Origin of the sequence: Pigmentiphaga soli (assembly GCF_039541095.1) — a bacterium.
Classification (GTDB): Bacteria; Pseudomonadota; Gammaproteobacteria; order Burkholderiales; family Burkholderiaceae_B; genus Pigmentiphaga; species Pigmentiphaga soli.
In genome coordinates, this window is the sequence record NZ_BAABFO010000003.1 from 11657 (window position 1) to 35700 (window position 24044).

The following is a 24044-nucleotide window of genomic DNA, read 5'->3' on the forward strand; positions in this document are numbered from 1 at the left end:
CTGTTGCGAATGTGGGGTGTGCGTTGCGTCAGAAGTGGTACTGGGCCTGCACGAAGAAGACGGGGCTGGTGCCTTCCTTGTCGCCGACCGGAACGGCCAGGTCCATGCGCACGTCGACCGCCTTGATGGGTTCGGCCAGCACGCCGAAGGTGACGCCGGTCAGGTGGTTGTTGCGCTCCTGGCCCAGGAACGGCGTGCGGGTATAGACCCGGCCGTGGTCGATGCGCGTGAAAAGCTGGTAGCGGTTGTCGTCCGACAGCAGCGAATAGCGGGCTTCCACGCTGGCGGTGAAGCCGCTGTCGCCGGAGAACAGGGCCGGCTGGAAACCGGCCACCGAGTTGATGCCGCCGATGGTCCACTGCTCGCTGGAAACCAGCGACTTGGTGGAGTACTGGCCCGAGAAGCGCGGGATCAGCGAGATGCGCGAGGTGATGCGCTGCACGCGGCCCAGATCGAGGGTCAGCTTGGTGAACGAATTGTCGGCACGCGCGTAGCTGCGGCTGGACATCAGGCTTTCGTCGTCCATGCCGCCCAGCCCCTGGCCCAGCCCGACCTGCACGCCGAACGCGGCCAGGTTGCGGCTGGCCAGGCCGGTATTGTCCAGGCCCACGCCGAAGCGCAGCTTGCGGATCTTGTCCTTGGCCGTGGTGGTGTCCAGCATTTCCTGCTTCAGATTCTGCGCCTCCAGCCAGGCCTCGGCGTTGAAGACGGTGCGCGAGGAGCGGATGAAGTCCTGGGCGATGCCCACGCCCAGGCTCTTGTTGTCGCCCTTGATGTTCAGCGCTTCGTACTCGCGGCCCACGCCGACGTTGCCGTTGGCGAAGTAGGCCTGCAGCTTGGTGCCGATGGCGTTGAGGGGCGTCGCGTAGCTGACGTACTGGTAGTTCAGGTCGCCGGCGCCCACCGCGGTCATGGCCAGCGCGTTGAGCTCGTCGCCGCGGCCGGTCAGGTCGGCGAACTTGACCGAGGGCATCAGGCGGTTCTTGCCGGTGTTCTTGCTGCCGTAGTTGTTGAACTCCACGCTGCCCGAAATGCGCGGGCTTTCGACCACGTTGACCACCAGGTCGGTGGAGCCTGTCTCCTTGCCCGGCTGCAGCGTGGAGGTGACGGCGATGCCGGACTGCCGGTTGAGCTGGGTCAGCCCTTTCTCCACCTGCGCGAGCGTGAAGGTCTTGCCCTGGACCACGCCGGCGGCGTTGAGCGCCGCCACCACGCGTTCGGTGCCGTAGCGCGCATTGCCACGGACGTCGATGCGGCCCAGCCAGCCTTCGAGCACGGTCAGCTTCAGCGCCTCCATGTGGGCGAAGTCCTGCGCCGGCACGACCACCGTGGCCAGACTGTAGCCGGCCTTGTGGTAGTAGTCCTGGATCTTCGAAGCCAGTTCGCGCATGGCCTGCAGCGACATCGGCTTGCCGATGTCGCTGGCGATCAGCGAGCTGAGCTGGGCGCTGGTGAACGCGCGGTTGCCGCTGAAGTCGACGCGGTCGACCCGCACGCTGGGATCGGCGGCCGCGACGGCGGCCGGTTCATCGGCCATGGCCGTTCCATGGGCCATGGCAATGGCCAGGCCGAGCGTACCTACCGCGAACGTGGACGAAAGCGAACCCGAAAACATGAATGCCCACCTACTTGTAGAAATGGATTGATCGTTGCCGGCCTGCCACGGCCTGGTCCGAAAGAGGCTTGTGCGAAGGGAAGGGGTTTGCTTGCCCGAGATTCGTTCGCTCATCCCGATTGCCATGTGTATACTTGCCTCCCCAATATTGGTGCGGATACTAACAGATACTAATAAAAACAAATAGACGCATTTATATAGAAAGAAAGATAAGAAAAAACGGAAGGCTTTTATAAGAATTCTTAGTACAGATCTGGCAGGCGAAGGCCTGTCCTGTAGCCGTCCCAGACAGCTGGCCGTAGGGGGAAACCGTCTATCATGTCGCCCAGCCGGAACACCGGCGGGAGAACGAGACATGGCCTGGTCGGCAACGCAATACCTGCATTTCGAAGACGAACGAACCCGCCCCGTGCGCGACCTGCTCGCCGCGGTGCCGAACCGGGAGGTGCGCCTGGCGGCCGACCTGGGCTGCGGCCCCGGCAATTCGACCGAAGTAGTGGCCCGGCGCTATCCGCAGGCCCGCCTGATCGGCGTGGACAATTCCGAGGAAATGCTGGTGGCGGCGCGCAAGCGCCTGCCGGACGTGGAATTCCAGCTGGCCGACATCTCGACGTGGGATGCCGCCGGCCCCTTCGATCTGTTGTTCGCCAATGCCTCGCTGCAATGGGTCCCCGACCATGAGCGCCTGCTGCCTTCGCTGGCCGGCAGGCTGGCGCCGGGCGGCACCCTGGCGGTGCAGGTACCCGACAACCTCGATGGGCCCGCCCATCGCCTGATGCGCGACCTGGCCGCCGACGGCCCATGGGCGCCCAGGCTCTCCAAGGCCGCCGCGGCGCGCACCGGATTGAAGGAAGTCGGCTGGTACTACGACCTGCTGCGCCCGCATTGCGCGCGGGTCGAGGTCTGGCTCACCATCTACCACCACCCGCTGGCCGGCGGGGCGGCGGCGGTGGTCGACTGGTTCAAGGGCACCGGCCTGCGGCCCTTCCTGGATCCGCTGGACGCCGACGAACGGCAGGCCTACCTGGAACGCTATACGGCCGGCATCGAAAAACTCTTCCCGCCGCACCCCGACGGCTGCGTGCTGCTGCCGTTCCCCCGCATGTTCATCGTCGCTACGAGAGGTTGAGAGCCCGGCGTCAGGCCATCAGGTGCAGCTGGCCGTCTTTGACGCCTTTTTCGGCCAGGATGGCGTTGCCCAGGCTGCTGACAGCATCGGCCGGGCCGCGCAGGATGACGGTCTCCAGGCACTTGTCGTGTTCCAGGTGCACGTGGGTCGACGCCATCGTCAGCACGTGGTGGTCGTGCTGCAGTTCGAGCAGGCGCATGGTGGTGGTGCGGTCGTGGTGGTCGTACAGGAAGGTCAGCGCGGCCACGCAGGGGGCGTCGGGGCGCAGGGCCACGCGCTCGCGGCGCAGTTCGCTGCGCACCAGGTCGCGGATGGCTTCGGAGCGGTTGCTGTAGTGGCGCGAGGCGATCAGGGCCTCGAAGTCGGCGGCGAGATCGTCGTCGATGGAAATGGTCAGGCGCTGCACGGCGTTCCCTCAGAAGTTCCACGCCACGCCCATCCGCAGCGTGCGCGGTTCGGCCGGGTGGATATGGCGGTCGTCGACCGGCACGGCCTCGCCGCGCAGTTGCGAGGCGTAGTAGTAATCGATGTCGTTGACCTTGCGATCCAGCACGTTGAGCAGCTCCGCATACAGCCGCACGTTTTTCGCCACGCGGTAGCCCAGTTTCATGTTGACCAGCAGCGACGAAGTCGAGCGCTGGCTGTTGTCCTCGATCAGCGGCCGCGGCCCGAAATAGCGCAGGCGGGCGCCGAAAGTCCAGGCGCCACGGTTCACCGACAGGCCGGCCGAGGCGGTGGTCCGGACCGCCTCGGGGATGTGGTCGCCCGCAGGATCCCGGTCGCGGAAGCGCGCGCGCGAGAACCCGCCGTCCACGTCCAGCACCACGCCCGGCGTGGGCGCATAGTAGGCCGCCAGCTCGATGCCGCGGCGCCGGCTCGGCCGGCTGGGCTCGGTGGCGCCGCTGTCGCCGCTGTAGACCAGTTCCGAATCCAGGTCGAGCTGCCACAGCGCGGCCGACAATTGCAGGCCGGGCACGAAGGCGGCCGTCTTCACGCCGACTTCCCCGCCCTTGCCCGGCACCAGCAGGCGCACCTTGTCGAGCGGCTCGCCGGTCTCCGGGTCCACCGCCGCCGTCGCGCCGCGCACGTCGTTGCTGTGGTAGCCGCGGCCGTAGTTCAGGAACACCTCGGTGCCCTTGGCGGGCGACAGGATCACGCTCAGCTTGGGGCTGATCGCGCGCTGGCTGCCGCTGCCCGAATTGGCCGGCGTGACCTTGGCGTCGACGTCGTACCAGAACTGGTCGGCGCGCAGGCCGGCCACCGTGCGCAGCCATGGCAGCCACTGCGTGCTGTTGCTGGCGTAGAAGGCGGCGCTGGTTTCGCTCAGCGTATCGACGCTGATGTCCTGCACCACGTTGCGGTTCTCGGTGGCCGACAGGGTGACCGGGGCGAGCCGGTCGTGGCGCACCTGCATGCCCACCGAGCTCTGGCTGTCGCGGCCGAGCAGGGTAGAGAACCAGGTCCGCTCCACATTGGCGCCGGTGATGACGCGGTCTTCCGACTGCTCGAACTGGTCGCCGCGCGCCGGGTCGTCCATGTAGTACGTGAAATTCGAGAACAGCTGCATGCGGCTCTTGACCACATAGGCGTTGGCCTTGATCTGGCCATCGGCCAGCGGCCTGAGCCAGTCTGCCGACAGGCTCAGGCGCGAGGCGCGGCCGCCGTCGGTCGGGTCGATCATGCCGAAGCGGCCGATCAGGCCCGAGTCGACCGCCCGGCCCGGCACCTGGTCGGTGGCATGCCACGAATTGCGGTATGCCATCGCGGAGATGCCCAGCTTCTCGCCGCCGCCCAGCGGCATCGTGTAGCGCAGCACGCCGTTGAGCTTGCGCACGCCCTCGGGCAGGTCCCAGGGGCCGTCTTCGTTCATCCATTCCAGGCCGTAGAGCAGGGTGCCCGCGCCCAGTTGCGGCGAGCCGGCCAGCACGCCGCGCCGGTAGCCGTGCTCTCCCAGCTCCATCTGCGCCAGATTGGCGGGCAGCCTGTCGGCATATTCGATGCCGACCGCGCCGGCGGTGGCGAAATCACCCTGGTCGGCGAAGTACGGGCCCTTGCGGTAGGCCACGTAGTCGACCAGTTCCGGGATCACGAAATTGAGGTCCGTATAGCCCTGGCCATGCGCATTGCTGCGCATATTGGCCGGCATGCCGTTGAAGGTGGTGGCCAGGTCGGTGCCGTGGTCCAGGTTGAAGCCGCGCAGGAAATACTGGTTGGCCTTGCCGTCGCCGCTGTGCTGGGTAACGATCAGGCCCGGCACGGTCTCCAGCAGTTCGCCGGGCCGCAGCAGCGGCCGGTTTTCCAGCTGCGCGCGCGGCACATAGCCTTCGGTGGCCGAGTCGCTGCGTTCCGTGTCGACCGGCGAAGCGGCCGGGACCGGCCGCGCAGCCACCGTCACCGCGGCCAGCGTAGGCGTATCGGCGGGGGCGGGGGCCTGCACGCCGCCGGCCTGGGCGCCGGCGCTGAGCAATGCGCCGATCACGGCCGGCAGGAAGCTCGGCCGCCCGGGCCTCGCGGCCCGGCAGACAGCATGTTTCATGGGCAGGATCCGTGCTCAGGGTTGGCAGGCCGGCTCAGGAGGCCGAACCGGTGGGTGCACGATGTCGTCGAAGCGCTTCCAGCGGTAGATCGCCGCCGATATCAGCCAGCTGGCGACAAAGATGCCGATCACTGCGAAACCGATCAGGCCGAAATGTTCGTTCAGCTTGCCGATCGCGTCCCACCAGCCGCCGCTCAGCTCCAGCTTGTCGGCCAGCAGGCCGAGCCCTTCGATGCCGCCGATCAGCAACGCCACGATGGCGGAAATCGCGGTGATCGTGACGTTGTAGTAAAGCTTGCGGACCGGCTTGACGAAGGCCCAGCCGTAGGCGCCCAGCATCAGCGTGCTGTCCAGCGTGTCGACCAGCGTCATGCCCGCCGTGAACAGCGCCGGGAACACCAGAATGGTCCAGATCGGCATGCCTTGCGTGGCGCCGGCGGCCGAGATGCCGAGCAGCGTCACCTCGGTGGCCGTGTCGAAGCCCAGGCCGAACAGGAAGCCCAGCGGGTACATGTGCCAGCTCTTGGTGACCAGCCGGAACAGCGGCCGGAAGACCCGCGCCAGTAAGCCGCCGCCGGCCAGCAGCGCGTCGACGTTTTCTTCCTCGTACGGCTCGCCCTGGCAGACGCGGCGGAAAATCTTCAGCACCGAACGCAGGATCGCCAGGTTCATCAGGCCGATCGCGAACAGGAAGAAGGTCGACACCAGCGTGCCGATCAGCCCGCCGATCTCCTTGAACTCCGCCAGCGCGCCTTGCAGCGCCATCGCAGTGGCCGCAATGCCGGCCGAGGCCAGCACCACGATCGACGAATGCCCGAGCGAGAACATCAGGCCCACCGTCAGCGGCCGCTTGCCGGCCTGCATCAGCTTGCGCGTAACGTTGTCGATGGCGGCGATGTGATCGGCGTCGACCGCGTGGCGCAGGCCCAGCGTATAGGCCAGCAGGCAGGTGCCGAGCAGCAAGGGATGATCGCGGAACGCCGCCAGGGCCCAGGCCCAGCAGCCGATGTTGAACGCGATCAGCAGGCCGTAGAGGCCGGCGATCCTCGGCCGCAGCCGCGGGTTGTCGTCGCTGAACAGTGCCTTGAATGAATGTGCCACGCATGCTCCCGGTGTCGGCGACATTGTTCGCCGCCGGCCGGGGAGCCGAATAGTTCAATTTTCATGAGTGGCGCTGCGTTTTTCTTATGATTCTGAAAATCGTGTGAATGCAGCGCCGCGCCTTAATTATCGCATAATGTGTATTATGTAAAGTCAAGGCCAGAACAGGTTGACGCCGAGGGGGCTCACTTTTCGTAGCGCGAAAAACCCGAAAATCCCGTTTGCCGCCGCCGGCATCCTTACTTAGGATCGCCGGTATCACAACGACAAAATACCGGCGGAGACCATGGCCCCCATTCCCGCGATTCCCGTTCGCCTCTGCGCGAAGCGGTCCGGCGCGTTCGCCGCCTGGGCGGCCCTGGCCGTCGCCGGCCCCGCCGCGGCGGCCGACTACCCGGCCCACGCCGTCACGCTGGTGGTCGGCTACACGGCCGGCGGCGCCATCGACCAGTCGGCCCGCCTGGTGGCCAGCGAGCTGGCCAAGCGCTGGAACCAGCCGGTGGTGGTCGACAACAAGCCAGGCGCCAACGGCGTGATCGCCGCCACCGAGGTGGCCCAGGCCCGGCCCGATGGCTACACCCTGCTGGTGACCGCCACCAGCCACAACCTCAACAAATTCGTCAACAAGAACCTGCGCTACGACGTCCAGAAATCGTTCGCGCCGGTGGCGTTGACGGTCGAGGTGCCCAACGTGCTGGTGGTCAACGCCGCCTCGCCCTACCGCAGCGTGGCCGAGCTGGTGGCCGCGATCAAGGAAGGGAAAAAGAAATTCAGCTATGCCTCGCAGGGCGTGGGCGGCGTGCCCCACCTGGCCGGCGAACTGTTCAAGATGCGCACCGGCACCGACATCCTGCACGTGCCGTACAAAGGCGCCGCGCAAGGCATGACCGACCTGATGGGCGGCGTGGTCGACATGTCCTTCCCCTCCCCCGGCTCGGTCATGGCCTACGTCAACCAGGGCAAGCTGCGCGCGCTGGCGGTCGCCTCGCCCGAACGCATCGCCCAGCTCAAGGACGTGCCCACCTTCGCCGAGGCCGGCGTGCCCGACTACCTCATCAGCACCTGGCACGGCATCCTCGCCCCGGCCGGTACGCCCGCCGACGTGGTGCGCAAGATCAACGCCGACGTCAACGCCATCATCGCCGAGCCCGGCTTCCAGCAGTCCCTGCTGGCCCAGGGCAACATGGCCGCCAAGCCGCTCACGCCCGGGCAATTCGGCCAGAAGCTGGCGCGGGAACTGAAAACCTACGGCGACATCGCCGGCAAGGTCGACCTCAGCGGAAGCTGATGCCGGAAGACGACGGCTCTTCCGCGGGGCGCGCGGATCCGGCCGTGGACGTTTCGAAATCATCGCGCCGGTCCCCGGAAATTTGGGTAGCGGTCAATTCGCCCGACAAAATCCATACAGACAAGGGATTTCCCTTGCATTGTTTATTGCCATACAATACACATACATCAAAAGTTAAATAGCAATTTGTATGTGTGTATAGGCGTCGTATGGATATTCCCGGTCTACCCACAGCAGCCAGCTGGGTGCTTTTCAATTCCAAAGGAAGCGTTGGCCTGGCCCAGCGCGATCTGATCATCGTCTGCATCGGCCTGATGCTGTTCGTGGTGATCCCGGCGATCGTGCTGACCTTCGTTTTCGCCTGGAAGTACCGCGCGGGCAACCTCAGGGCCCGCTATACGCCCGATTGGGCGCATTCGACCCGGATCGAGCTCGTCGTATGGGGCATGCCGCTGGTCATCATTGCCGTCCTGGCCACCATTGTATGGAAATCAACCCATGAACTCGATCCATACAAACCGCTGAACGCTGGCGGCGAACCGATCAATGTGGAGGTGATCGCGGCCGACTGGAAGTGGATTTTCGTCTACCCGGACCTCGGCATCGCCACGGTCAACGAACTGGTCTTCCCCGAACGCCGCCAGCTGGCCTTCAGCATCACGTCCAACTCGACGATGAACACCTTCTTCATCCCGCAGCTGGGCGGCCAGGTCTACGCCATGGCCGGCATGCGCACCCGGTTGCACCTGCTGGCCAACGAACAGGGCACGTTCCGCGGCATGTCGGGCAATTTCAGCGGACCCGGCTTTTCCGACATGCACTTCGCCGCCCGCGCCACCAGCGAAAAAGATTTCGAGCGCTGGGTGAACCAGGTCCGGATCTCGCCGCTCACGCTGGACTACGGCACTTTCCAGAAGATCGCCCGGCCCAGCCAGGGCGACGGCGTGCTGCATTTCGCGCAGGTCCAGCCCGGCCTGTTCAAGAAGGTGATCGACCAGTTCGCCGACTCGGGCAAGCACGGCCCGCAGGCCGAGGCCGCCGCGCCCGGCATCGTGACCGCCAACAAGGAGTAAGACAGTCATGTTCGGCAAATTGACCTGGGACGCCGTCCCGCTGCACGAGCCCATCATCGCGATCACGCTGGCCGCCGTGCTGGCGGGCGGCCTGGCGCTGCTGGCGGCGGTCACGTATTTCCGCAAGTGGGGCGTGCTGTGGCGCGACTGGATCACCACCGTCGACCATAAGCGCATCGGAATCATGTACGTGCTGGTGGCCATCGTCATGCTAGTGCGCGGCTTCGCCGACGCGCTGATGATGCGGGCCCAGCTGGCGATGGCCGGCCCGGGCGGCGAAGGCTTCCTGCCGCCGCACCATTACGACCAGATTTTCACCGCGCACGGCGTGATCATGATCTTCTTCGTGGCCACGCCGTTCATCGTGGGCCTGATGAACATCGTGGTGCCGCTGCAGATCGGCGCGCGCGACATGGCCTACCCCTTCCTGAACGCCTTCAGTTTCTGGCTGTTCGTGGTGGGCGTGGTGCTGGTGATGCTGTCGCTGGGCATCGGCGAATTCGCGCAGACGGGCTGGGTGGCGTATCCGCCCTTGTCCGACATCGAGTTCAGCCCGGGCGTGGGGGTGGATTACTACATATGGGCGCTACAGGCATCCGGGCTCGGCACGCTGCTGACCGGGGTCAACCTGTTCGTCACCATTCTGCGCATGCGCGCGCCCGGCATGACGCTGATGAAGATGCCGATCTTCACCTGGACGGTATTCGTCACCAGCGTGATCATCATCGCCGCCTTCCCGATCCTGACGGTGGCGCTGGGCGCGCTGACGCTGGACCGCTACCTGGGCTTCCATTTCTACACGAACGAGCTCGGCGGCAACCCGACCATGTACGTGAACCTGGTGTGGGCCTGGGGCCATCCGGAGGTCTACATCCTGGTGCTGCCGGCCTTCGGCATCTTCTCGGAAGTGACGGCCACCTTCGCGCGCAAGAAACTGTTCGGCTACAAGTCGATGGTGGGCGCGACGCTGGCGATCGGCATCCTGTCCTTCCTGGTGTGGCTGCACCACTTCTTCACCATGGGCTCGGGCGCCAACGTCAATGCCTTCTTCGGCATCATGACGATGATCATCGCGATCCCCACCGGCGTGAAGATCTTCACCTGGCTGTTCACCATGTACGGCGGCCGCGTGGAATTCACGCCGCCCATCCTGTGGACGCTGGCCTTCCTGGTGACCTTCACCATCGGCGGCATGACCGGCGTGCTGCTGGCCATCCCGGGCGCCGACTTCGTGCTGCACAACAGCCTGTTCCTGGTGGCCCACTTCCACAACACCATCATCGCCGGCGCGCTGTTCGGCTATTTCGCGGGCCTGTACTACTGGTTCCCGAAGGTGTTCGGCTTCAAGCTGGACGAACGGCTGGGCAGGTATTCGTTCTGGTGCTGGGTGATCGGCTTCTACCTGGCCTTCATGCCGCTGTACATGCTGGGCTTCATGGGCATGACGCGCCGCCTGAACCACTACGACAACCCGGCCTGGACGCCCTATCTGCACGTGGCCTTCGTGGGCGCCCTGTTCGTGCTGGCCGGCATCGGCTTGCTGGTGCTGCAGCTGATCGTGAGCGTGCGCGACCGCGCCCGCAACCGCGACCTGACCGGCGATCCGTGGAACGCGCGCACGCTGGAATGGGCGACCGCTTCGCCGCCGCCGTTCTACAACTTCGCGGTGGTGCCGCGGGTCGACGCGATCGACGCCTTCCACGAGGCCAAGAAACGCGGCCTGCCGCCCGCCCCCGCCCGCTACGAGCCGATCCACATGCCGCGCAACTCGGGCGTGCCGTTCATCGTCAACGTGTTCATCCTGGCGCTGTGCTTCGCGCTGGTCTGGCACATCTGGTGGCTGGCTGCAGCTGGCGCGGCGGGCACCGTGGCCTCGCTGATCGCCCGCTCGTACGACGACGACACCGATTATTACGTACCGGCCGAGGAGGTCGCGCGGATCGAGCGCGCGCATCTGGCCGGCCTCGACGCCAAGGCAGCATGACCATGACCGCGCACATTCTCGATCGTTCTTCCACCGGCCTTGTCCAGGGGCACGGCCGCGGGCACGATGATCACGCCCACGGCTCCGCCAAGGTGCTGGGCCTGTGGGTCTACCTGATGTCGGACTGCATCCTGTTCGGCTCGCTGTTCGCCTCCTACGTGGTGCTCGGCGGCGCCTATGCCGGCGGCCCGACGCAGAAAGACATCTTCGAGCTGCCCTTCGTTCTGGCCGAAACCTTCGTGCTGCTGTTCTCCAGCATCACCTATGGCTACGCGATGCTGGCCATGCACCGTGCCGACCGCCGCGGCGTGCTGCGCTGGCTGGGGCTGACCTTCGCGCTGGGCGCCGTCTTCGTCGGCATGGAGATCCACGAATTCGGCCACCTGATCGCCGAAGGCTACGGGCCGGACCGCAGCGCCTTCCTGTCGGGCTTCTTCGCGCTGGTCGGCACCCACGGGCTGCACGTGGCTTCGGGGCTGGTCTGGATGGCGGTCGTGCTGCACCAGGTGGCCAGCCGGGGGCTCACTGCCACCAACGTCACGCGCCTGTCGTGCCTGAGCCTGTTCTGGCACTTCCTGGACCTGGTCTGGATCTGCGTATTCACCATCGTCTATCTGTTCGGAGTTCTTTGACCATGGCCCATTCCGCAACCTCGCTGGCCGGCGAAGGGCACGGCAGCGCCCGTTCCTACAACGTCGGCTTCCTGCTGTCGGCCGTTCTCACGATCATCCCGTTCGCGCTGGCCATGCATCCGGTGCTGTCGCGGCCCGCCACGCTGCTGGCGCTGGTGGGCTTCGCCGTGGCGCAGCTGGTGGTTCAGCTGGTGTGCTTTCTGCACATGAGCCGGTCGTCGGAAGGCGGCTGGAACCTGGTCAGCTTCGTTTTCACGCTGGTGATCCTGTTCATCATCGTCGCGTTGTCCGTATGGATCATCTGGAGCATGCACTACCACATGATGATCAATTGACGGCGTTCCACGGGCAGTAGCAGCCGACCGACAGCATCGGTTGCGGCTCGACCCGCTCGCCGGCCACCAGCCTGTCGAGGATGGGTTCGACGAAGCTGTTGGCCGAGCTGCAGATCAGCCCTTCGCTATAAGGGCCGGCATAGGCCAGCCGGCCGTCGCCGGCCCAGATCGCCACCGAGGGGCTGGCGGGCAGTTTCTCCATGCCGTCTATGCGCGGCAGCGGCTCGAGCTTGCCGCGCAGGAAGGGCGGCAGCTCGCCGCGGGTGCCGGGCCGCTGCACGCTGTAGAAATCGACCTTTGCGCCGCGGTACATCTGGATCAGGTAGTTCAGGTGGGCGCCGGTTTCCTTGTTGCAGGCGGCGCAGCCCGGGTCCCAGAAGTGCACCACGCGGACACGGCCGGTGGCGCCGGCCAGTTCCGGCGGCAGGCGCAGGTCGGCATCGCCGAACATCACCACGTGGTCGGCGTAGTCGGAAAGGCCGCCCACGCCCAGGGATCGCCACATCCCTACCCCGGCGCCCGCCAGCGCCAGCGCCACCACGCATAGCAGGCCGGCGACGGCGCGCCGGCTCAGCATGGAAACGTCCCGGCTCGCGCCGTCCTGCTTCAGGCCATCCTGGCCTATGCCGCCTCGATTCATGCTTTCCTGCTTCATGCTTGCTTCATGCTTGCTTCATGCCGTTGCGCCGCGTGCCCGTCAGACGATTGCGCGCGAACTGCGGCGCCGGTCTTCCTCCAGCAGCGCGGCGATCTGCTGCAGCGCCCGCGCCAGTTCCGCCTGGCTGGCCGCCCCGCCGATCGAGATGCGGACGGCGTCGCCGCTCTCGGCCTCGACGCCGAAGGAATCGGCGCTCGCCACCAGGATGCCCTGCTGCTCCAGCGCATGCACGAACAGGTGCTGGTTCCAATGCGCGGGCAACGGCAGCCAGACGTGGATGCCGCTCGGATGGGCCTGCGCGGCCTTGGGCAGGATGGAACGCGCCAGCGTCTGGCGGGCGCGCGCTTCGCGCTGCACTTCCAGCGACAGCTGCCTGGCGACGCCGCTGCGGATCCACTGTTCGGACAGCGCCGTCAGCAGGCCCGAACACCCCATGCTGCAGGCGCGCAGGCTTTCCTGCAAGGGTATGGAACTCTCGCCGCGCGGCGGCAGCAAGAACGAGGTACGCAGGCTCGGCCACACGCATTTCGACAGCGAGGCGAGATAGTAGGTGCGCTCGCCGCCGGTCAGCGTCGCGAGCGGCGGCGGCGCGTCGTTCAGCAGATAGCGGTAGGGATCGTCTTCGACCAGCGTCATGCCCAGCCGCTGCAGTACCGCGGCCACGTCCTTGCGGCGGCCTTCCGGCATCGTCTGCGCCGTGGGATTCTGCAACGTGGGATTGAGGTAGATCAGGCGGGCGCCGGTTTCGCGGTGGCAGCGTTCGATCGCGTCGGGCACGACCCCTTCGGCGTCGCTCGCCACCCCCACCGCGCGCAGCCCGAGCTGGCGGACGGCGAGCAGGAAACCGGGATAGGTGAGCGGTTCGCACAGCACCGCTTCGCCGCGGCGGGCGGCCGACATCAGCACGCCGAACAGGCCGGCCTGGCTGCCCGCGCACAGTATCGGCGCCTGCCCGGCCAGGGCGCCGAGCGCCGGCCTGAGCCAGGCCTGGCCCGCCTGCGCGGCCGACGAGCCGGCGGCGTCGTCCTGGTAGCGGGACAGCGCCTCGATGCCCTGGCGTTCGAGGACCTCCGCGATGCCGGCCTGCACGCGCGCGGCCATGCCGCCGCCGGCCGGCTGCGGCGGGATGTTCATCGTGAGATCGATCCGCTCGCGCCCGGCCGGCGCGGCCTGGCCGGCAATGAACGAGCCGCGGCCGCTGAACGAGGCGATCAGCCCGCGGTTGCGGGCCTCCGTATAGGCGCGCGTGACGGTGGTGAGATCCACCCCCAGCCGGGAGGCCAGCCAGCGTTGCGGCGGGATCTGGTCGCCCGCGGCCAGCGTGCCGGCCTGCACCGCCTGCCCGATCAGATCGGCGATCTGCAGATAGCGCGGCCCCGCGCCGCGCGTGAGCGGCCGGATCCAGCCCGTATGCACCGCTTCTTTCATGTCGTCATTCTGTGGCATGCCTGTTTCTCTCATTGCCGGCACCGTACGAAACCTACTAGAATCCACATACATTATACATACATATCCATACACAATATAAAAGTATGGATCACGCGATGAACCAGTACCACCGCATTTCCGCCAACCGGCTCCAGGACGGCGACATCGACTATCTCGCGCTCGCGGCCGATGGCGTGCGCGGCCTCTCCCCTTACCTGCCCGGCAAGCCGATCGAGGAACTCGAACGCGAAACCGGCCTGCCGGCGGACCGCATCGTCAAGCTGGCCAGCAACGAAACCCCGCTGCCGCCCAATCCGCGGGTCGTGGAAGCGATCGTGCGTGAACTGCCCCAGTTGACGCGCTACCCCGACGGCAGCGGCCACCGCGTCAAGCGCAAGCTGCGCGAGCGCCTCGGCCTGGACCCGGCCGGCATCACGCTGGGCAACGGCTCCAACGACCTGCTGGCCATGATCGCGCAGGCCTTCCTGGCGCCCGGCCGCAACGCCGTCTACAGCCAGTACGCCTTCGCCGTCTACGCCTGCGCCACCCGCGCCGCCGGCGCCGAAGGACGCGAGATCGCCGCGCGCGGCTGGGGCAACGACCTGGACGCGATGGCGCGGGCGGTCGATGCCGACACGCGGGTCGTGTTCCTGGCCAATCCGAACAATCCCACCGGCACCTGGTTCGAGCGCGGCGCGCTGGAAGACTTCCTCGCCCGCGTGCCCGCGCGCACGCTGGTGGTACTGGACGAGGCCTACATCGAGTACGCCGACGACCCCGCGCTGCCCGACGGCCTGCTGCAGCTGCCGCGCCATCCCAACCTGGTCGTCTGCCGCAGCCTGTGCAAGGCCTACGGCCTGGCCGGGCTGCGAGTGGGCTACGCGGCATCGTCGCCGCAGATCGCCGCCATCCTCGATCGCGTGCGCCAGCCGTTCAACGTCAATGTGCTGGCGCAGGCCGCCGCCTGCGCCGCGCTCGACGACCCGGCCTACCTGGAGGAGGGCCGGCGGGTCAACCGGGCAGGCCTGGCCCAGCTGCGCGAGGGGCTGGGCCGGCTGGGCCTGGCCTGGATCCCGAGCCGGACCAATTTCGTCACGGTCGATTGCGGGCGGCCCGCCGGGCCGGTCTATTCGGCGTTGCTGGACGCCGGCGTCATCGTGCGCCCGCTGGCCGGCTACGGCATGCCGGACCATCTGCGGATCTCGGTCGGCACGCAGGCCGAGAACGCCCGGCTGCTGGCGGCGCTGGGGCGGATCCTGACAACGCCCGGGCCGGGCATCGCCCCCTAGCCGCGCCGCTTGCGCCCCACCGGCATCAGCGCCGTCGCCAGGCAGCCCACGCCGGAAAGACCGATGATCCAGCCCAGCGGCCACGGCGTGCCGTCGGCGCACCACCCCACCAGCGCCGCGCTCAGGACGCCGCTGCCATAGTGCATCACGCCCACCAGCGACGACGCCGTTCCCGCCCGCTGCGGAAAGGCCGCCAGCGCGCCGGCCACCGAGTTGGCCACGATGAAGCCGTTCATCGACATGTAGAAGAACAGCGGCACCACCAGCCCCGTCAGCCCGCCCCAGCCGAAGCGCGCATCCAGCGCCAGCGCGATGCCCGAGGCGGCCGCGATCCACGTGCCCAGGCGGAACAGCCGTTCGCTGCCGACCCGCATCACCAGCCGCGTATTCAGGAAATTGGCGCCCATCATGCCGACGATGTTGATGCCGAACAGCAGGCCGTAGAGCTGCGGCGGCACGTGGTAGTACTCGATGTACGCGAACGGCGTGCCGGCCAGGAAGGCATAGATGCCGGCGTAGAAAAAGCCGCCCGACAGCGCATAGCCGATCAGCCGCGGGTCGCGCGCCACTTCCAGGTAGCCGCGCAGCGCGGCGCCCAGCGGCTCGGTGGTGCGCCGCGCGCGCGGCAGGGTCTCGGGCAGCGCCCACAGCCCTGCGCAGGCCAATGCGCCCAGCCCCACCAGCGTCCAGAAAATACCGCGCCACGACCACCACGACAGGATCTGCCCGCCCAGCAGCGGGCCCACCAGCGGCGCCACGCCCATGATCAGGATCAGCGTCGACAGCATGCGGGCCGAATGCTCGCGGGCATACAGGTCGCGCACCATCGCGCGCGCCAGCACCGGGCCGGCGCAGGCGCCCACGGCCTGCACGACGCGCCAGCCGAGCATCTGGGCCACGGTGTCCGACAGCGCACAGCCGGCCGAGCCGATGATGAACAGCACCAGCCCGGCCGCGATCGGCGCGCGCCGTCCGCAGCGGTCGCTGATGGGGCCCCACAGCAGCTGGCCCAGGCTGAAACCGATCAGGAAGGCCGACAGCGTCAGCTCGACGCGGCCGGCGTCGGCTTGCAGGTCGACCGCGAGCACCGGCAAGGCCGGCAGGTACATGTCGGTCGAGATCGACGCGAACGACATCAGCGCGCTGAGGATCAGGAGGATGCGCAGGCCGTCGGCGCGCGCAATGACGGGGCGCGCGGGGGCGAGGCCGGCGGCAGCGGGCTCGGGGTCGGGGGATTGCTTCTGAGTCATGAAGGAACTGCTGGAGGAGGAGAAAGCGGAAGAAACGGCAAGGAACCGCAATGGCTCGGCAAGGAAAAGGAACAGCGGATACGGAAGCGGCCGCCAGCCTGGCGCCGGCAAGCCAGGGCGGCCCGCGCGGGCGAGGTTCAGGAAGCGGCCCGGATCGGACGCCCCTCGATCGGATAGGCCGGATCGGTATAGCCCGGGGTCGACGCGTGGCCGGGTGCGACCAGGCCATCGACGAAGCGCTCGTCGTCCGGCCCCAGCTGCACGCCCAGCGCTTCCACATAGCGGTCCCACTGCTCTTCCGTGCGCGGCCCGGCGATGGCGGCGCTGACCAGCCCGTTGCGCAGCACCCAGGCCAGCGCGAAGGCGATCGGCGTCGTGCCGCGCGCGGCCGCATGGGCCACCACCGCCTGCGCCAGCTTGACCGATTCCGGCCGCCACTCCGTCTGGTGCATGCGGCGGTCGCCGCGCGCCGCGCGGCTGTCGGCCGGGGGCGGCGCGTCCACCGGGTACTTGCCGCTGAGCACGCCGCGCGCCAGCGGGCTGTACGAGACCACGCCCAGGCCGTAGTGCGCGGCGGCCGGCAACTGCTCCACTTCGGAGCTGCGGTCGACGATGTTGTACAGCGGCTGGCTGGCTAGCGGCCGCTCGATGCCGAGCCGGTCGGCAATGCGCGCGGTCTCGGCGATGCGCCAGCCGCGGAAATTGGAAACGCCGTAGTAGCGGACCTTGCCCTGGCGGATCAGGTCGCCCACGGCGCGCACGCCCTCTTCCAGCGAGGCCTCGGGCAAGGCGCGGTGGAAATAGAGGATGTCGATGTAGTCGGTGCCCAGGCGGCGCAGGCTGGCCTCCACCGCCTGGAAGATCCATTTGCGCGACTGGCCCTGCTCGTTCGGGGCGCTGCTGCGGCCGTAGCCGAACTTGGTGGCCACCACCCAGGCGTCGCGCCGGCTGGCGATGGCGCGCCCCACGACCTCTTCCGAGCGCCCTTCGTTGTAGACGTCGGCCGTGTCGACGAAATTGACGCCCTGGTCGAAGGCTTTGTCGACGATGCGCCGGGCGACGGGCTCGTCGGTCTCGCCGCCGAACATCATGGCGCCCAGGCACAGGGGCGACACTTTCAGGGCGCTGCGCCCAAGATACCGGTAGTCCATCTCGTTTCTCCGACTCGGGTGCCGGAGATGATATAACGAACCGGGCATGCCGTCCCCCGCGGCGGCGAAGGAGGAGACGTGAAAGTAGAAGGTCGATGCCATTGCGGCGCCATCGCCTACGAGGCCGAGGTCGAGCCCGGCACCGTCGGGATCTGCCACTGTATCGATTGCCAGCGCCTGAGCGGCGGCGCGTTCCGCGCCAACGTGCCGGCGCCGGCCGAGCACTTCCGCATCCTGCGCGGCGAGCCGCGCCGCTATCTGAAGGTGGCCGACAGCGGCGCCCGGCGCATCCACGCGTTCTGCGGCGATTGCGGCTCGCCCGTCTATTCCTGCGCGGAAGAGAACCCGCGCAGCTACTCGCTGCGGCTGGGCGCGCTGGACCAGGGCCACGAACTGGGCAGGCCGGCGCGGCAGATCTGGACGCGCCGGCGCTTCCCGTGGATGCCGCCGCTGGACGGCGTGCCCGAGGTCGACGGGCAGCCCTGAACGGGCCGCCGCGCGGCACGGCGATACCGCCAGGAAAAACTCGCTTGCAGAATCGGACCGGCCGGACGCCTCCGGACCGCTAAGATCATGCAGTACCGCAACCGTCGCATCCGAGGCTTCCCATGTACACGCATCCCATACCAACGCGATCACGCGTGGCGTATGCCCTCTACGCGCTGCTCAATCCCATTCCGTTCGGATTCTTCGTCGCCGCGCTGATCTTCGATGCCGTCTACGCGCGCACCGGCGAACTGCTCTGGATGAAGTCCGCCGCCTGGCTCGTCAGCATCGGCCTGCTGTTCGCGATCCTGCCCCGGCTGATCAACCTGGTCCACGTATGGCTTCCCAGGAACAGGGTGCTCGCCGCGGAGAAATGGGACTTCTGGCTCAACCTGGTCGCCATCGTCCTGGCGATCGTGAACGCCTTCGTGCATAGCCGCGACGCGTATGGCGCGATGCCGGAAGGCCTGTGGCTTTCCGCGCTGACGGTACTCCTGCTGTCGCTGGGTTTCGTACTTCTTGCCGTGCAGCGTGCCGCCCCGGAGGAAACTGGTCATGAATAAGGAAAAACGGACGAAGGCGTGCGCGGTCGCGCTCGCGATCATGCTGGCCGGCTGCGGCGAAAAGGCGGCCTACCAGCCCGCGCAGCAGGCAGGGACCAACCCGCCCCTGCCCCAGGCGAAAGACTTCTTCCTGCCGCCCATGCAGGTGCCCAAAGGCGTGGGCTGGGGCGCGGACGAAAAACCGGCGGTCGCGGCCGGCCTGCAGATCGAAAAGATCGCGTCCGGCCTGAGCCATCCGCGGATGGTTTACGCGCTGCCCAATGGCGACGTGCTGGTCGTCGAGTCCAACGGCCCGGGCGCCGAGCCGACCACCACGCCCAAGCAACTGATCGGCGGCCTGATCAAGAGCCGCTCGGGCAAGAGCGGAAAAGGCGGGAACCGGATCACGCTGCTGCGCAGGCAGCCGGGCACGAACGGCGAATGGGAGCGGCACGTCTTCATCGAAAATCTCCACTCGCCGTTCGGCGTGCAACTGGTCGGCGATACCTTGTACGTCGCCAACACCGATGGCATCGTGAAATATCGCTATACGCCGGGCGAAACGAGGATGTCGGATCCCGGCACCGAATTCGCGGACCTTCCCGGCACCATCAATCACCATTGGACCAAGGCCCTGCTGGCCAGCCCGGACGGCGGCCGGCTCTACGTGGGCGTCGGCTCCAACAGCAACATCACCGAAAACGGCCTGGCCGTGGAGTATCGGCGCGCGGCGGTGCTCGAGGTGGATGCCCGGACGGGGGCCAGCCGCATCTACGCGTCGGGCCTGCGCAATCCGACCGGCCTGCAATGGGAGCCGGCCACGGGCAAACTGTGGGCGGTCGTCAACGAGCGCGACGAGATCGGCGCCGACCTGGTGCCGGACTATCTCACCTCGGTCCAGGAGGGCGGTTTCTATGGCTGGCCGTACAGCTACTTCGGCCAGCACATCGACCGGCGCGTGATGCCGCAGCGGCCCGACCTCGTGGCCAAGGCCATCCGCCCGGACTACGCCCTGGGCTCGCATGTGGCGCCCCTGGGCCTGCTGTTCTACCGGGGCCGGAATCTTCCCGAAAAGTATCGCGGCGGCGCCTTCGTCAGCCAGCATGGCAGCTGGGACAGGTCTCCGCTCAGCGGCTACGACGTGGTCTACGTGGCGTTCCGGGACGGCAAGCCCGTCGGCGTTCCCGAGCCGGTGGTGACCGGTTTCGTTTCCGAAGACGAGAAGGCCCTGAAGGGCGCGCCGGTCGGCCTGGCCGAGGACGCCGACGGCGCCTTGCTCATCGCCGACGACGTCGGCAATGCCGTCTGGCGCGTCACGGCCCAGCGCGCAGGCGGCAATGGCTGAGCGGCTCGTTCATTGGCCCGGACAGGCCTGAGCTTGGACCCGCCATCCGGCCAGAGCAGCCGCCTGCGCCCCGCGCGCGCGTTGCTGCTCATGCTTCCGCTGTGCGCGGCGGCCCAGGAGGCGCCCGGCCCGGCGCGCTCGGGCCCTGCCTGCCGCTCTGGCGCCGCGCTCAGCCGCGCCCGATGAACGGCATCTTGGTCGCCATCACCGTCATGAACTGCACGTTGGCCGACAGCGGCAGCCCCGCCATGTAGCGCACCGCGTCGACCACGTGGCGCACGTCCATCAGCGGCTCGGCGGCGATGCGGCCGTCGGCCTGGGCGATGCCCTGGGCCATGTGGTCGGCCATGTCGGTGGCGGCGTTGCCGATGTCGATCTGGCCGCAGGCGATGTCATGCGCGCGGCCGTCCAGCGACAGCGAACGCGTCAGCCCGGTCAGGGCATGCTTGGTGGTGGTGTAGCCGACGCTGCGCGGCCGCGGCGCGTGGGCCGAGATCGAGCCGTTGTTGATGATGCGGCCGCCGCGCGGCGTTTGCGCCTTCATCAGCGCGTAGGCGCCGCGCGCGCACAGGAAGGCGCCGTTCAGGTTGGTGTCGACCACGTCGCGCCACTGCGCCACCGTCAGCGCGTCGATCTCCAGCCCGGGGGTGAAGATGCCGGCATTGTTGAACAGCAGGTCGAGCCGGCCGAACTCATCGCGGATGCGCGCGAACAGCGCATCGACCGCTTCTTCGCTGCGCACGTCGGCGGGCACCGCCAGCGCCCGCCCGCCGCCCTGCGCGATGGCCTCGGCCGCCTGCGCCAGCGGTTCGGGGCTGCGCCCCGCCAGCGCCACGGTATAGCCGTCCTGCGCCAGCCCCAGCGCCACCGCGCGGCCGATGCCGCGCCCAGCCCCCGTCACCAATGCGATCTTGTCCATGCGTACGGTCCTTCCTCCGTGAAGCGCACGTTATACCGCACGCCGCTCGCCGGATCCGGCCGGTGCAGGCATGCGGGCACCCGCTGCGCAGCCGCGGGACCGCATGACGGCGGGCACCGCCGCCGGCCCTACCCGCTGTACGATGAAGCCTGCGGCGCGCGGCGCCCTGGCCGGCGCCGGGGCACCGTGTATCATCCGGCGTTCCGCCTTCGCCGCGCCATTCGACCGTCTCCATGCCGATCAAGGACACCCTGTTCATCGCCAGCCAGTACGCCGCCCCGCACGCGCTGATCTCGCGGCTGGCCGGGCGCGTGGCCGACAGCCGGACGCCCTGGCTCAAGAACGCGCTGATCCGCCGCTTCATCCGGCGCTACGACGTCGACATGAGCCAGGCGCTGCGGGAAGATCCGACCGCCTACGAGAGTTTCAACGATTTCTTCACCCGCGCGCTCAAAAACGACGCCCGCCCGCTCGACCCCGCGCCCGAGGCCGTGCTGTGCCCCACCGATGGCGCCATCAGCCAGATCGGGCCGATCGACGGCGACGCCATTTTCCAGGCCAAGGGCCACAGCTTCACCGCCACCGACCTGCTGGGCGGCGACCCGGTGCGCGCGCGCGCCTTCCAGGGCGGCCACTTCGCCACCGTCTACCTGTCGCCGCGCGACTACCACCGCGTGCACATGCCGCTGGCCGGCACGCTGCGCCAGACCGTGTACGTGCCGGGCCGGCTGTTCTCGGTCAACCCGCTCACCGCGCGCCGCGTGCCGAACCTGTTCGCGCGCAACGAGCGGCTGGCCTGCCTGTTCGACACCGCGTTGGGGCCGATGGCGGTGGTGCTGGTGGGCGCGATGATCGTCGGTTCGATCGAAACGGTGTGGGCCGGCCTGGTCACGCCGCACGCCGCGCGGCCGGTGGTGACCGACTTCGACGTGCAGGCGCCGGATGCCGTCCACCTGGACCGCGGCGCCGAGATGGGCCGCTTCAAGCTCGGCTCCACCGTGGTCGTGCTGCTCGGGCCGCAGGTGCTGCGGTGGGCGTCGCGGCTGGTCCATCTGGAACCCGTGCGGATGGGGCAGAACCTGCTGCACGTGGCCGGCTGACAGCCGGAGCCGCCAGCACCACCCGCGCCATCGCCCCTTGCGGGCGATTTTTATATCTTCTTTACGCCTCCTTCCGAAAGCTTTACCCGGCTTTTACGCCCTTCTCCCTAAGCTTGCGCCTGTCCGCCGGGGCCGCGCCGCCGCGCCCCGGCCCGATCGTCAAGGGGAGCACGCCGCTCCCGGGGAGAACAAGGCGTGGACGCCATCTATCTGCTCGCATTCCTGGTCATCCTCCGGTTGACCGTCGGCCTGGCCGGCTTCTGCGAAGCCCTGCTGAAGGGGGAACGGCCATGACCTGGCTCTATTGGCTCGGCGGCGCCGTGTCGGCGCTGCTGTTCGCCTACCTGCTCGTCGCCCTGTTCCGGCCGGAGAAATTCTGATGAATGCCGATTTCACCGGATTGCTCGCCGTGTTCCTGGCGATCGTGCTGGCGCTCGGCCCTTTCCTCGGCCGCTATATCCGCGTCGCGATGGAAGACGGCCGCTCGCCGCTGACCGCCTGGGGCCGCCCCATCGAACGGGCGATCTACCGGCTGGCCGGCATCGATCCGGCCGCCGAAATGGGCTGGAAGCGCTACGCGATGGCGGTGCTGGCCTTCAGCGCCTGCGGCGTGGCGGCGGTCTACGCCATGCAGCGCCTGCAAGGCTGGCTGCCGCTCAACCCCGCGGGCATGGGCGCCGTCAGTCCCGATTCGTCGTTCAACACCGCGCTCAGCTTCGTCACCAACACCAACTGGCAAGGGTACGCGGGCGAGGCGACGATGAGCTACCTGACCCAGATGCTGGCCCTGGCGGTGCAGAACTTCGTCTCCGCCGCCACCGGCATCGCCGTGGCGTTCGCGCTGATCCGCGGCCTGGCGCGCCACGGCTCGGCCACGGTCGGCAACTTCTGGGCCGACCTGGTGCGCTGCACGCTGTACGTGCTGCTGCCGCTGTCGGCGCTGCTGGCCGTGGCGCTGGTGAGCCAGGGGACGATCCAGAACTTCAGCCCGTATGTGAAGGCGCAGATCCTGGAGCCGGTGCAGTACAGCCAGCCCCGGCTCGACGCGCAGGGCCGGCCCATGACCGACGACAAGGGCCAGGCCCTGACCGAGACCGCCAGCACGCAGGCCCAGACCATCGCCATGGGCCCGGTCGCCTCGCAGGAGGCGATCAAGATGCTGGGCACCAACGGCGGCGGCTTCTTCAATGCCAACTCGGCCCACCCCTATGAAAACCCGACGGCGCTGGCCAACTTGCTGCAGATGCTGGCGATCTTCGCGATTCCCGCCGCGCTGTGCCTTACCTTCGGCGAGATGGCGGGCGACCGGCGCCAGGGCGTGGCGGTGCTGGCGGCCATGGCGCTGCTGTTCGCCATGTTCGCGCTGGCCACCGGCCACTACGAGCAGCAGGCCAACCCGATGCTGGCCCAGGCCGGCGTCGACCCGGCCCATACCGCGCTGGCGCCGGGCGGCAATATGGAGGGCAAGGAAACCCGCTTCGGCATCGGCCCCACCGCCCTGTTCGCCGTCGTCACCACCGCGGCCTCGTGCGGCGCCGTCAACGGCATGCACGATTCGCTGACGGCGATGGGCGGCTTTTCGCCGCTGCTGCTGATGCAGCTGGGCGAAGTGGTGTTCGGCGGCGTCGGCTCCGGCCTGTACGGCATGCTGGCCTTCGCCATCCTGGGGGTGTTCATCGCCGGGCTGATGATCGGCCGCACCCCGGAATACCTGGGCAAGAAGATCGAGGCCTTCGACATGAAGATGGTGGCCATCGTCGCGCTGGTGACGCCGCTGCTGGTGCTGGCGGGCACCGCGGTGGCGGTGACGGTTGCAGCAGGCCGGGCCGGCGTGCTCAACCCGGGAGCCCACGGCTTCTCGGAAATCCTCTACGCGGTCTCGTCGGCAGCCAACAACAACGGCAGCGCCTTCGCCGGGCTGTCCGCCGACACGGTCTTCTACAACGTGCTGCTGGGCCTGGCGGTATGGTTCGGCCGCTTCGCCACCATCGTCGCGATCCTGGCCCTGGCCGGCTCGCTGGCGGCCAAGAAGCGCATTCCCGCCGGCCCCGGCACCATGCCGACCACCGGGCCGCTGTTCGTGACGCTGCTGATCGGCACCGTGCTGCTGGTGGGCGCCCTGACCTACGTGCCGGCGCTGGCCCTGGGCCCCGTGGCCGAATACCTGCAACAGCCCTGAACGA

General features: G+C 68.0%; 22 protein-coding genes. 13 read left to right on the forward strand and 9 right to left on the reverse strand.

Going from position 1 to position 24044, the window contains the following annotated elements:
- Nucleotides 1-28 precede the first annotated feature (28 nt).
- The gene (locus tag ABD927_RS03865; RefSeq protein ID WP_345246519.1) at nt 29-1537 is read right to left on the reverse strand and encodes a ShlB/FhaC/HecB family hemolysin secretion/activation protein; all 1509 of its coding nucleotides are present in this window, start codon (nt 1535-1537) and stop codon (nt 29-31) included.
- A 433-nt stretch (nt 1538-1970) separates the two neighbouring features.
- Here ABD927_RS03865 and tam point away from each other — a divergent pair, with 433 nt between their 5' ends.
- Nucleotides 1971-2744, forward strand: a complete 774-nt coding sequence (tam, locus tag ABD927_RS03870) for a trans-aconitate 2-methyltransferase (RefSeq protein ID WP_345246521.1) — start codon at nt 1971-1973, stop codon at nt 2742-2744.
- A 10-nt stretch (nt 2745-2754) separates the two neighbouring features.
- On the opposite strand, the gene nikR is transcribed toward tam, so the two are convergent.
- From nikR to ABD927_RS03885, 3 genes are read right to left on the reverse strand one after another with little or no spacing between them, the layout of a single operon-like run.
- Nucleotides 2755-3150: a nickel-responsive transcriptional regulator NikR gene (gene nikR / locus ABD927_RS03875; RefSeq protein ID WP_345246523.1), complete on the reverse strand. Its 396-nt coding sequence runs from the start codon at nt 3148-3150 to the stop codon at nt 2755-2757.
- A 9-nt stretch (nt 3151-3159) separates the two neighbouring features.
- Nucleotides 3160-5280, reverse strand: a complete 2121-nt coding sequence (locus ABD927_RS03880) for a TonB-dependent receptor (RefSeq protein ID WP_345246525.1) — start codon at nt 5278-5280, stop codon at nt 3160-3162.
- 15 nt (nt 5281-5295) lie between these two features.
- Nucleotides 5296-6381, reverse strand: coding sequence for a HoxN/HupN/NixA family nickel/cobalt transporter (locus ABD927_RS03885; protein WP_345246527.1), 1086 nt, complete (start codon nt 6379-6381; stop codon nt 5296-5298).
- A 286-nt stretch (nt 6382-6667) separates the two neighbouring features.
- On the opposite strand from ABD927_RS03885, the gene ABD927_RS03890 reads away from it, so the two are divergent.
- The 5 genes from ABD927_RS03890 (at nt 6668) to cyoD (ending at nt 11693) form a co-directional block, all read left to right on the forward strand.
- Entirely contained in the window at nt 6668-7669 is a 1002-nt protein-coding gene (locus tag ABD927_RS03890; RefSeq protein WP_345246529.1) for a tripartite tricarboxylate transporter substrate binding protein, read from the forward strand.
- Between the two features lie 245 nt (nt 7670-7914).
- Entirely contained in the window at nt 7915-8742 is an 828-nt protein-coding gene (gene cyoA, locus ABD927_RS03895) for a ubiquinol oxidase subunit II (protein ID WP_345246531.1), read from the forward strand.
- A gap of 7 nt (nt 8743-8749) precedes the next feature.
- Nucleotides 8750-10726, forward strand: coding sequence for a cytochrome o ubiquinol oxidase subunit I (gene cyoB / locus ABD927_RS03900; RefSeq protein ID WP_345246533.1), 1977 nt, complete (start codon nt 8750-8752; stop codon nt 10724-10726).
- Between the two features lie 2 nt (nt 10727-10728).
- Entirely contained in the window at nt 10729-11358 is a 630-nt protein-coding gene (cyoC, locus tag ABD927_RS03905) for a cytochrome o ubiquinol oxidase subunit III (protein WP_345246535.1), read from the forward strand.
- A gap of 2 nt (nt 11359-11360) precedes the next feature.
- Complete coding sequence (gene cyoD, locus ABD927_RS03910) at nt 11361-11693, forward strand: cytochrome o ubiquinol oxidase subunit IV (protein WP_345246537.1); 333 nt, start codon at nt 11361-11363, stop codon at nt 11691-11693.
- Here cyoD and ABD927_RS03915 read toward each other — a convergent pair.
- Together ABD927_RS03915 and ABD927_RS03920 are read right to left on the reverse strand one after the other, a co-directional pair.
- Nucleotides 11686-12333, reverse strand: coding sequence for a DUF6436 domain-containing protein (locus ABD927_RS03915; RefSeq protein WP_345246539.1), 648 nt, complete (start codon nt 12331-12333; stop codon nt 11686-11688). The two genes, cyoD and ABD927_RS03915, sit on opposite strands and share 8 nt — an antisense overlap.
- Before the next feature lie 57 nt (nt 12334-12390).
- The gene (locus ABD927_RS03920) at nt 12391-13797 is read right to left on the reverse strand and encodes an aminotransferase-like domain-containing protein (protein ID WP_345246541.1); all 1407 of its coding nucleotides are present in this window, start codon (nt 13795-13797) and stop codon (nt 12391-12393) included.
- Nucleotides 13798-13895: 98 nt separating this feature from the next.
- Between ABD927_RS03920 and hisC the strand changes: the two genes are divergently transcribed.
- Entirely contained in the window at nt 13896-15068 is a 1173-nt protein-coding gene (hisC, locus tag ABD927_RS03925) for a histidinol-phosphate transaminase (protein WP_345246543.1), read from the forward strand.
- Here the strand turns inward: hisC and ABD927_RS03930 are convergent.
- Nucleotides 15065-16318, reverse strand: coding sequence for a Bcr/CflA family multidrug efflux MFS transporter (locus tag ABD927_RS03930; RefSeq protein ID WP_345246545.1), 1254 nt, complete (start codon nt 16316-16318; stop codon nt 15065-15067). The genes hisC and ABD927_RS03930 overlap by 4 nt on opposite strands.
- Nucleotides 16319-16455: 137 nt before the next feature.
- Entirely contained in the window at nt 16456-17469 is a 1014-nt protein-coding gene (locus ABD927_RS03935; RefSeq protein WP_345246547.1) for an aldo/keto reductase, read from the reverse strand.
- Between the two features lie 78 nt (nt 17470-17547).
- Here ABD927_RS03935 and ABD927_RS03940 point away from each other — a divergent pair, with 78 nt between their 5' ends.
- From ABD927_RS03940 to ABD927_RS03950, 3 genes are all read left to right on the forward strand, one after another.
- The gene (locus ABD927_RS03940) at nt 17548-17955 is read left to right on the forward strand and encodes a GFA family protein (protein WP_345246549.1); all 408 of its coding nucleotides are present in this window, start codon (nt 17548-17550) and stop codon (nt 17953-17955) included.
- A gap of 155 nt (nt 17956-18110) precedes the next feature.
- Entirely contained in the window at nt 18111-18518 is a 408-nt protein-coding gene (locus ABD927_RS03945; RefSeq protein ID WP_345246551.1) for a DUF2231 domain-containing protein, read from the forward strand.
- On the forward strand, nt 18511-19842 hold the full coding sequence (locus tag ABD927_RS03950; RefSeq protein ID WP_345246553.1) for a PQQ-dependent sugar dehydrogenase: 1332 nt from the start codon (nt 18511-18513) through the stop codon (nt 19840-19842). The genes ABD927_RS03945 and ABD927_RS03950 overlap by 8 nt, the downstream gene beginning before the upstream one ends.
- A gap of 169 nt (nt 19843-20011) precedes the next feature.
- Here ABD927_RS03950 and ABD927_RS03955 read toward each other — a convergent pair whose 3' ends face one another.
- The gene (locus tag ABD927_RS03955) at nt 20012-20761 is read right to left on the reverse strand and encodes an SDR family oxidoreductase (protein WP_345246554.1); all 750 of its coding nucleotides are present in this window, start codon (nt 20759-20761) and stop codon (nt 20012-20014) included.
- A 233-nt stretch (nt 20762-20994) separates the two neighbouring features.
- On the opposite strand from ABD927_RS03955, the gene asd reads away from it, so the two are divergent.
- The 3 genes from asd (at nt 20995) to kdpA (ending at nt 24040) form a co-directional block, all read left to right on the forward strand.
- A complete protein-coding gene (gene asd / locus ABD927_RS03960) occupies nt 20995-21861 on the forward strand; it encodes an archaetidylserine decarboxylase (protein WP_345246556.1) in 867 nt (288 codons plus the stop codon).
- 290 nt (nt 21862-22151) lie between these two features.
- Nucleotides 22152-22241 carry a K(+)-transporting ATPase subunit F gene (gene kdpF / locus ABD927_RS03965; RefSeq protein ID WP_345246558.1) on the forward strand — a complete coding sequence of 30 codons (90 nt, stop codon included), beginning with the start codon at nt 22152-22154 and terminating at the stop codon, nt 22239-22241.
- Nucleotides 22241-24040, forward strand: coding sequence for a potassium-transporting ATPase subunit KdpA (kdpA, locus tag ABD927_RS03970; protein WP_345246560.1), 1800 nt, complete (start codon nt 22241-22243; stop codon nt 24038-24040). Before kdpF ends, kdpA begins: the two co-directional genes overlap by 1 nt.
- Nucleotides 24041-24044 lie beyond the last annotated feature (4 nt).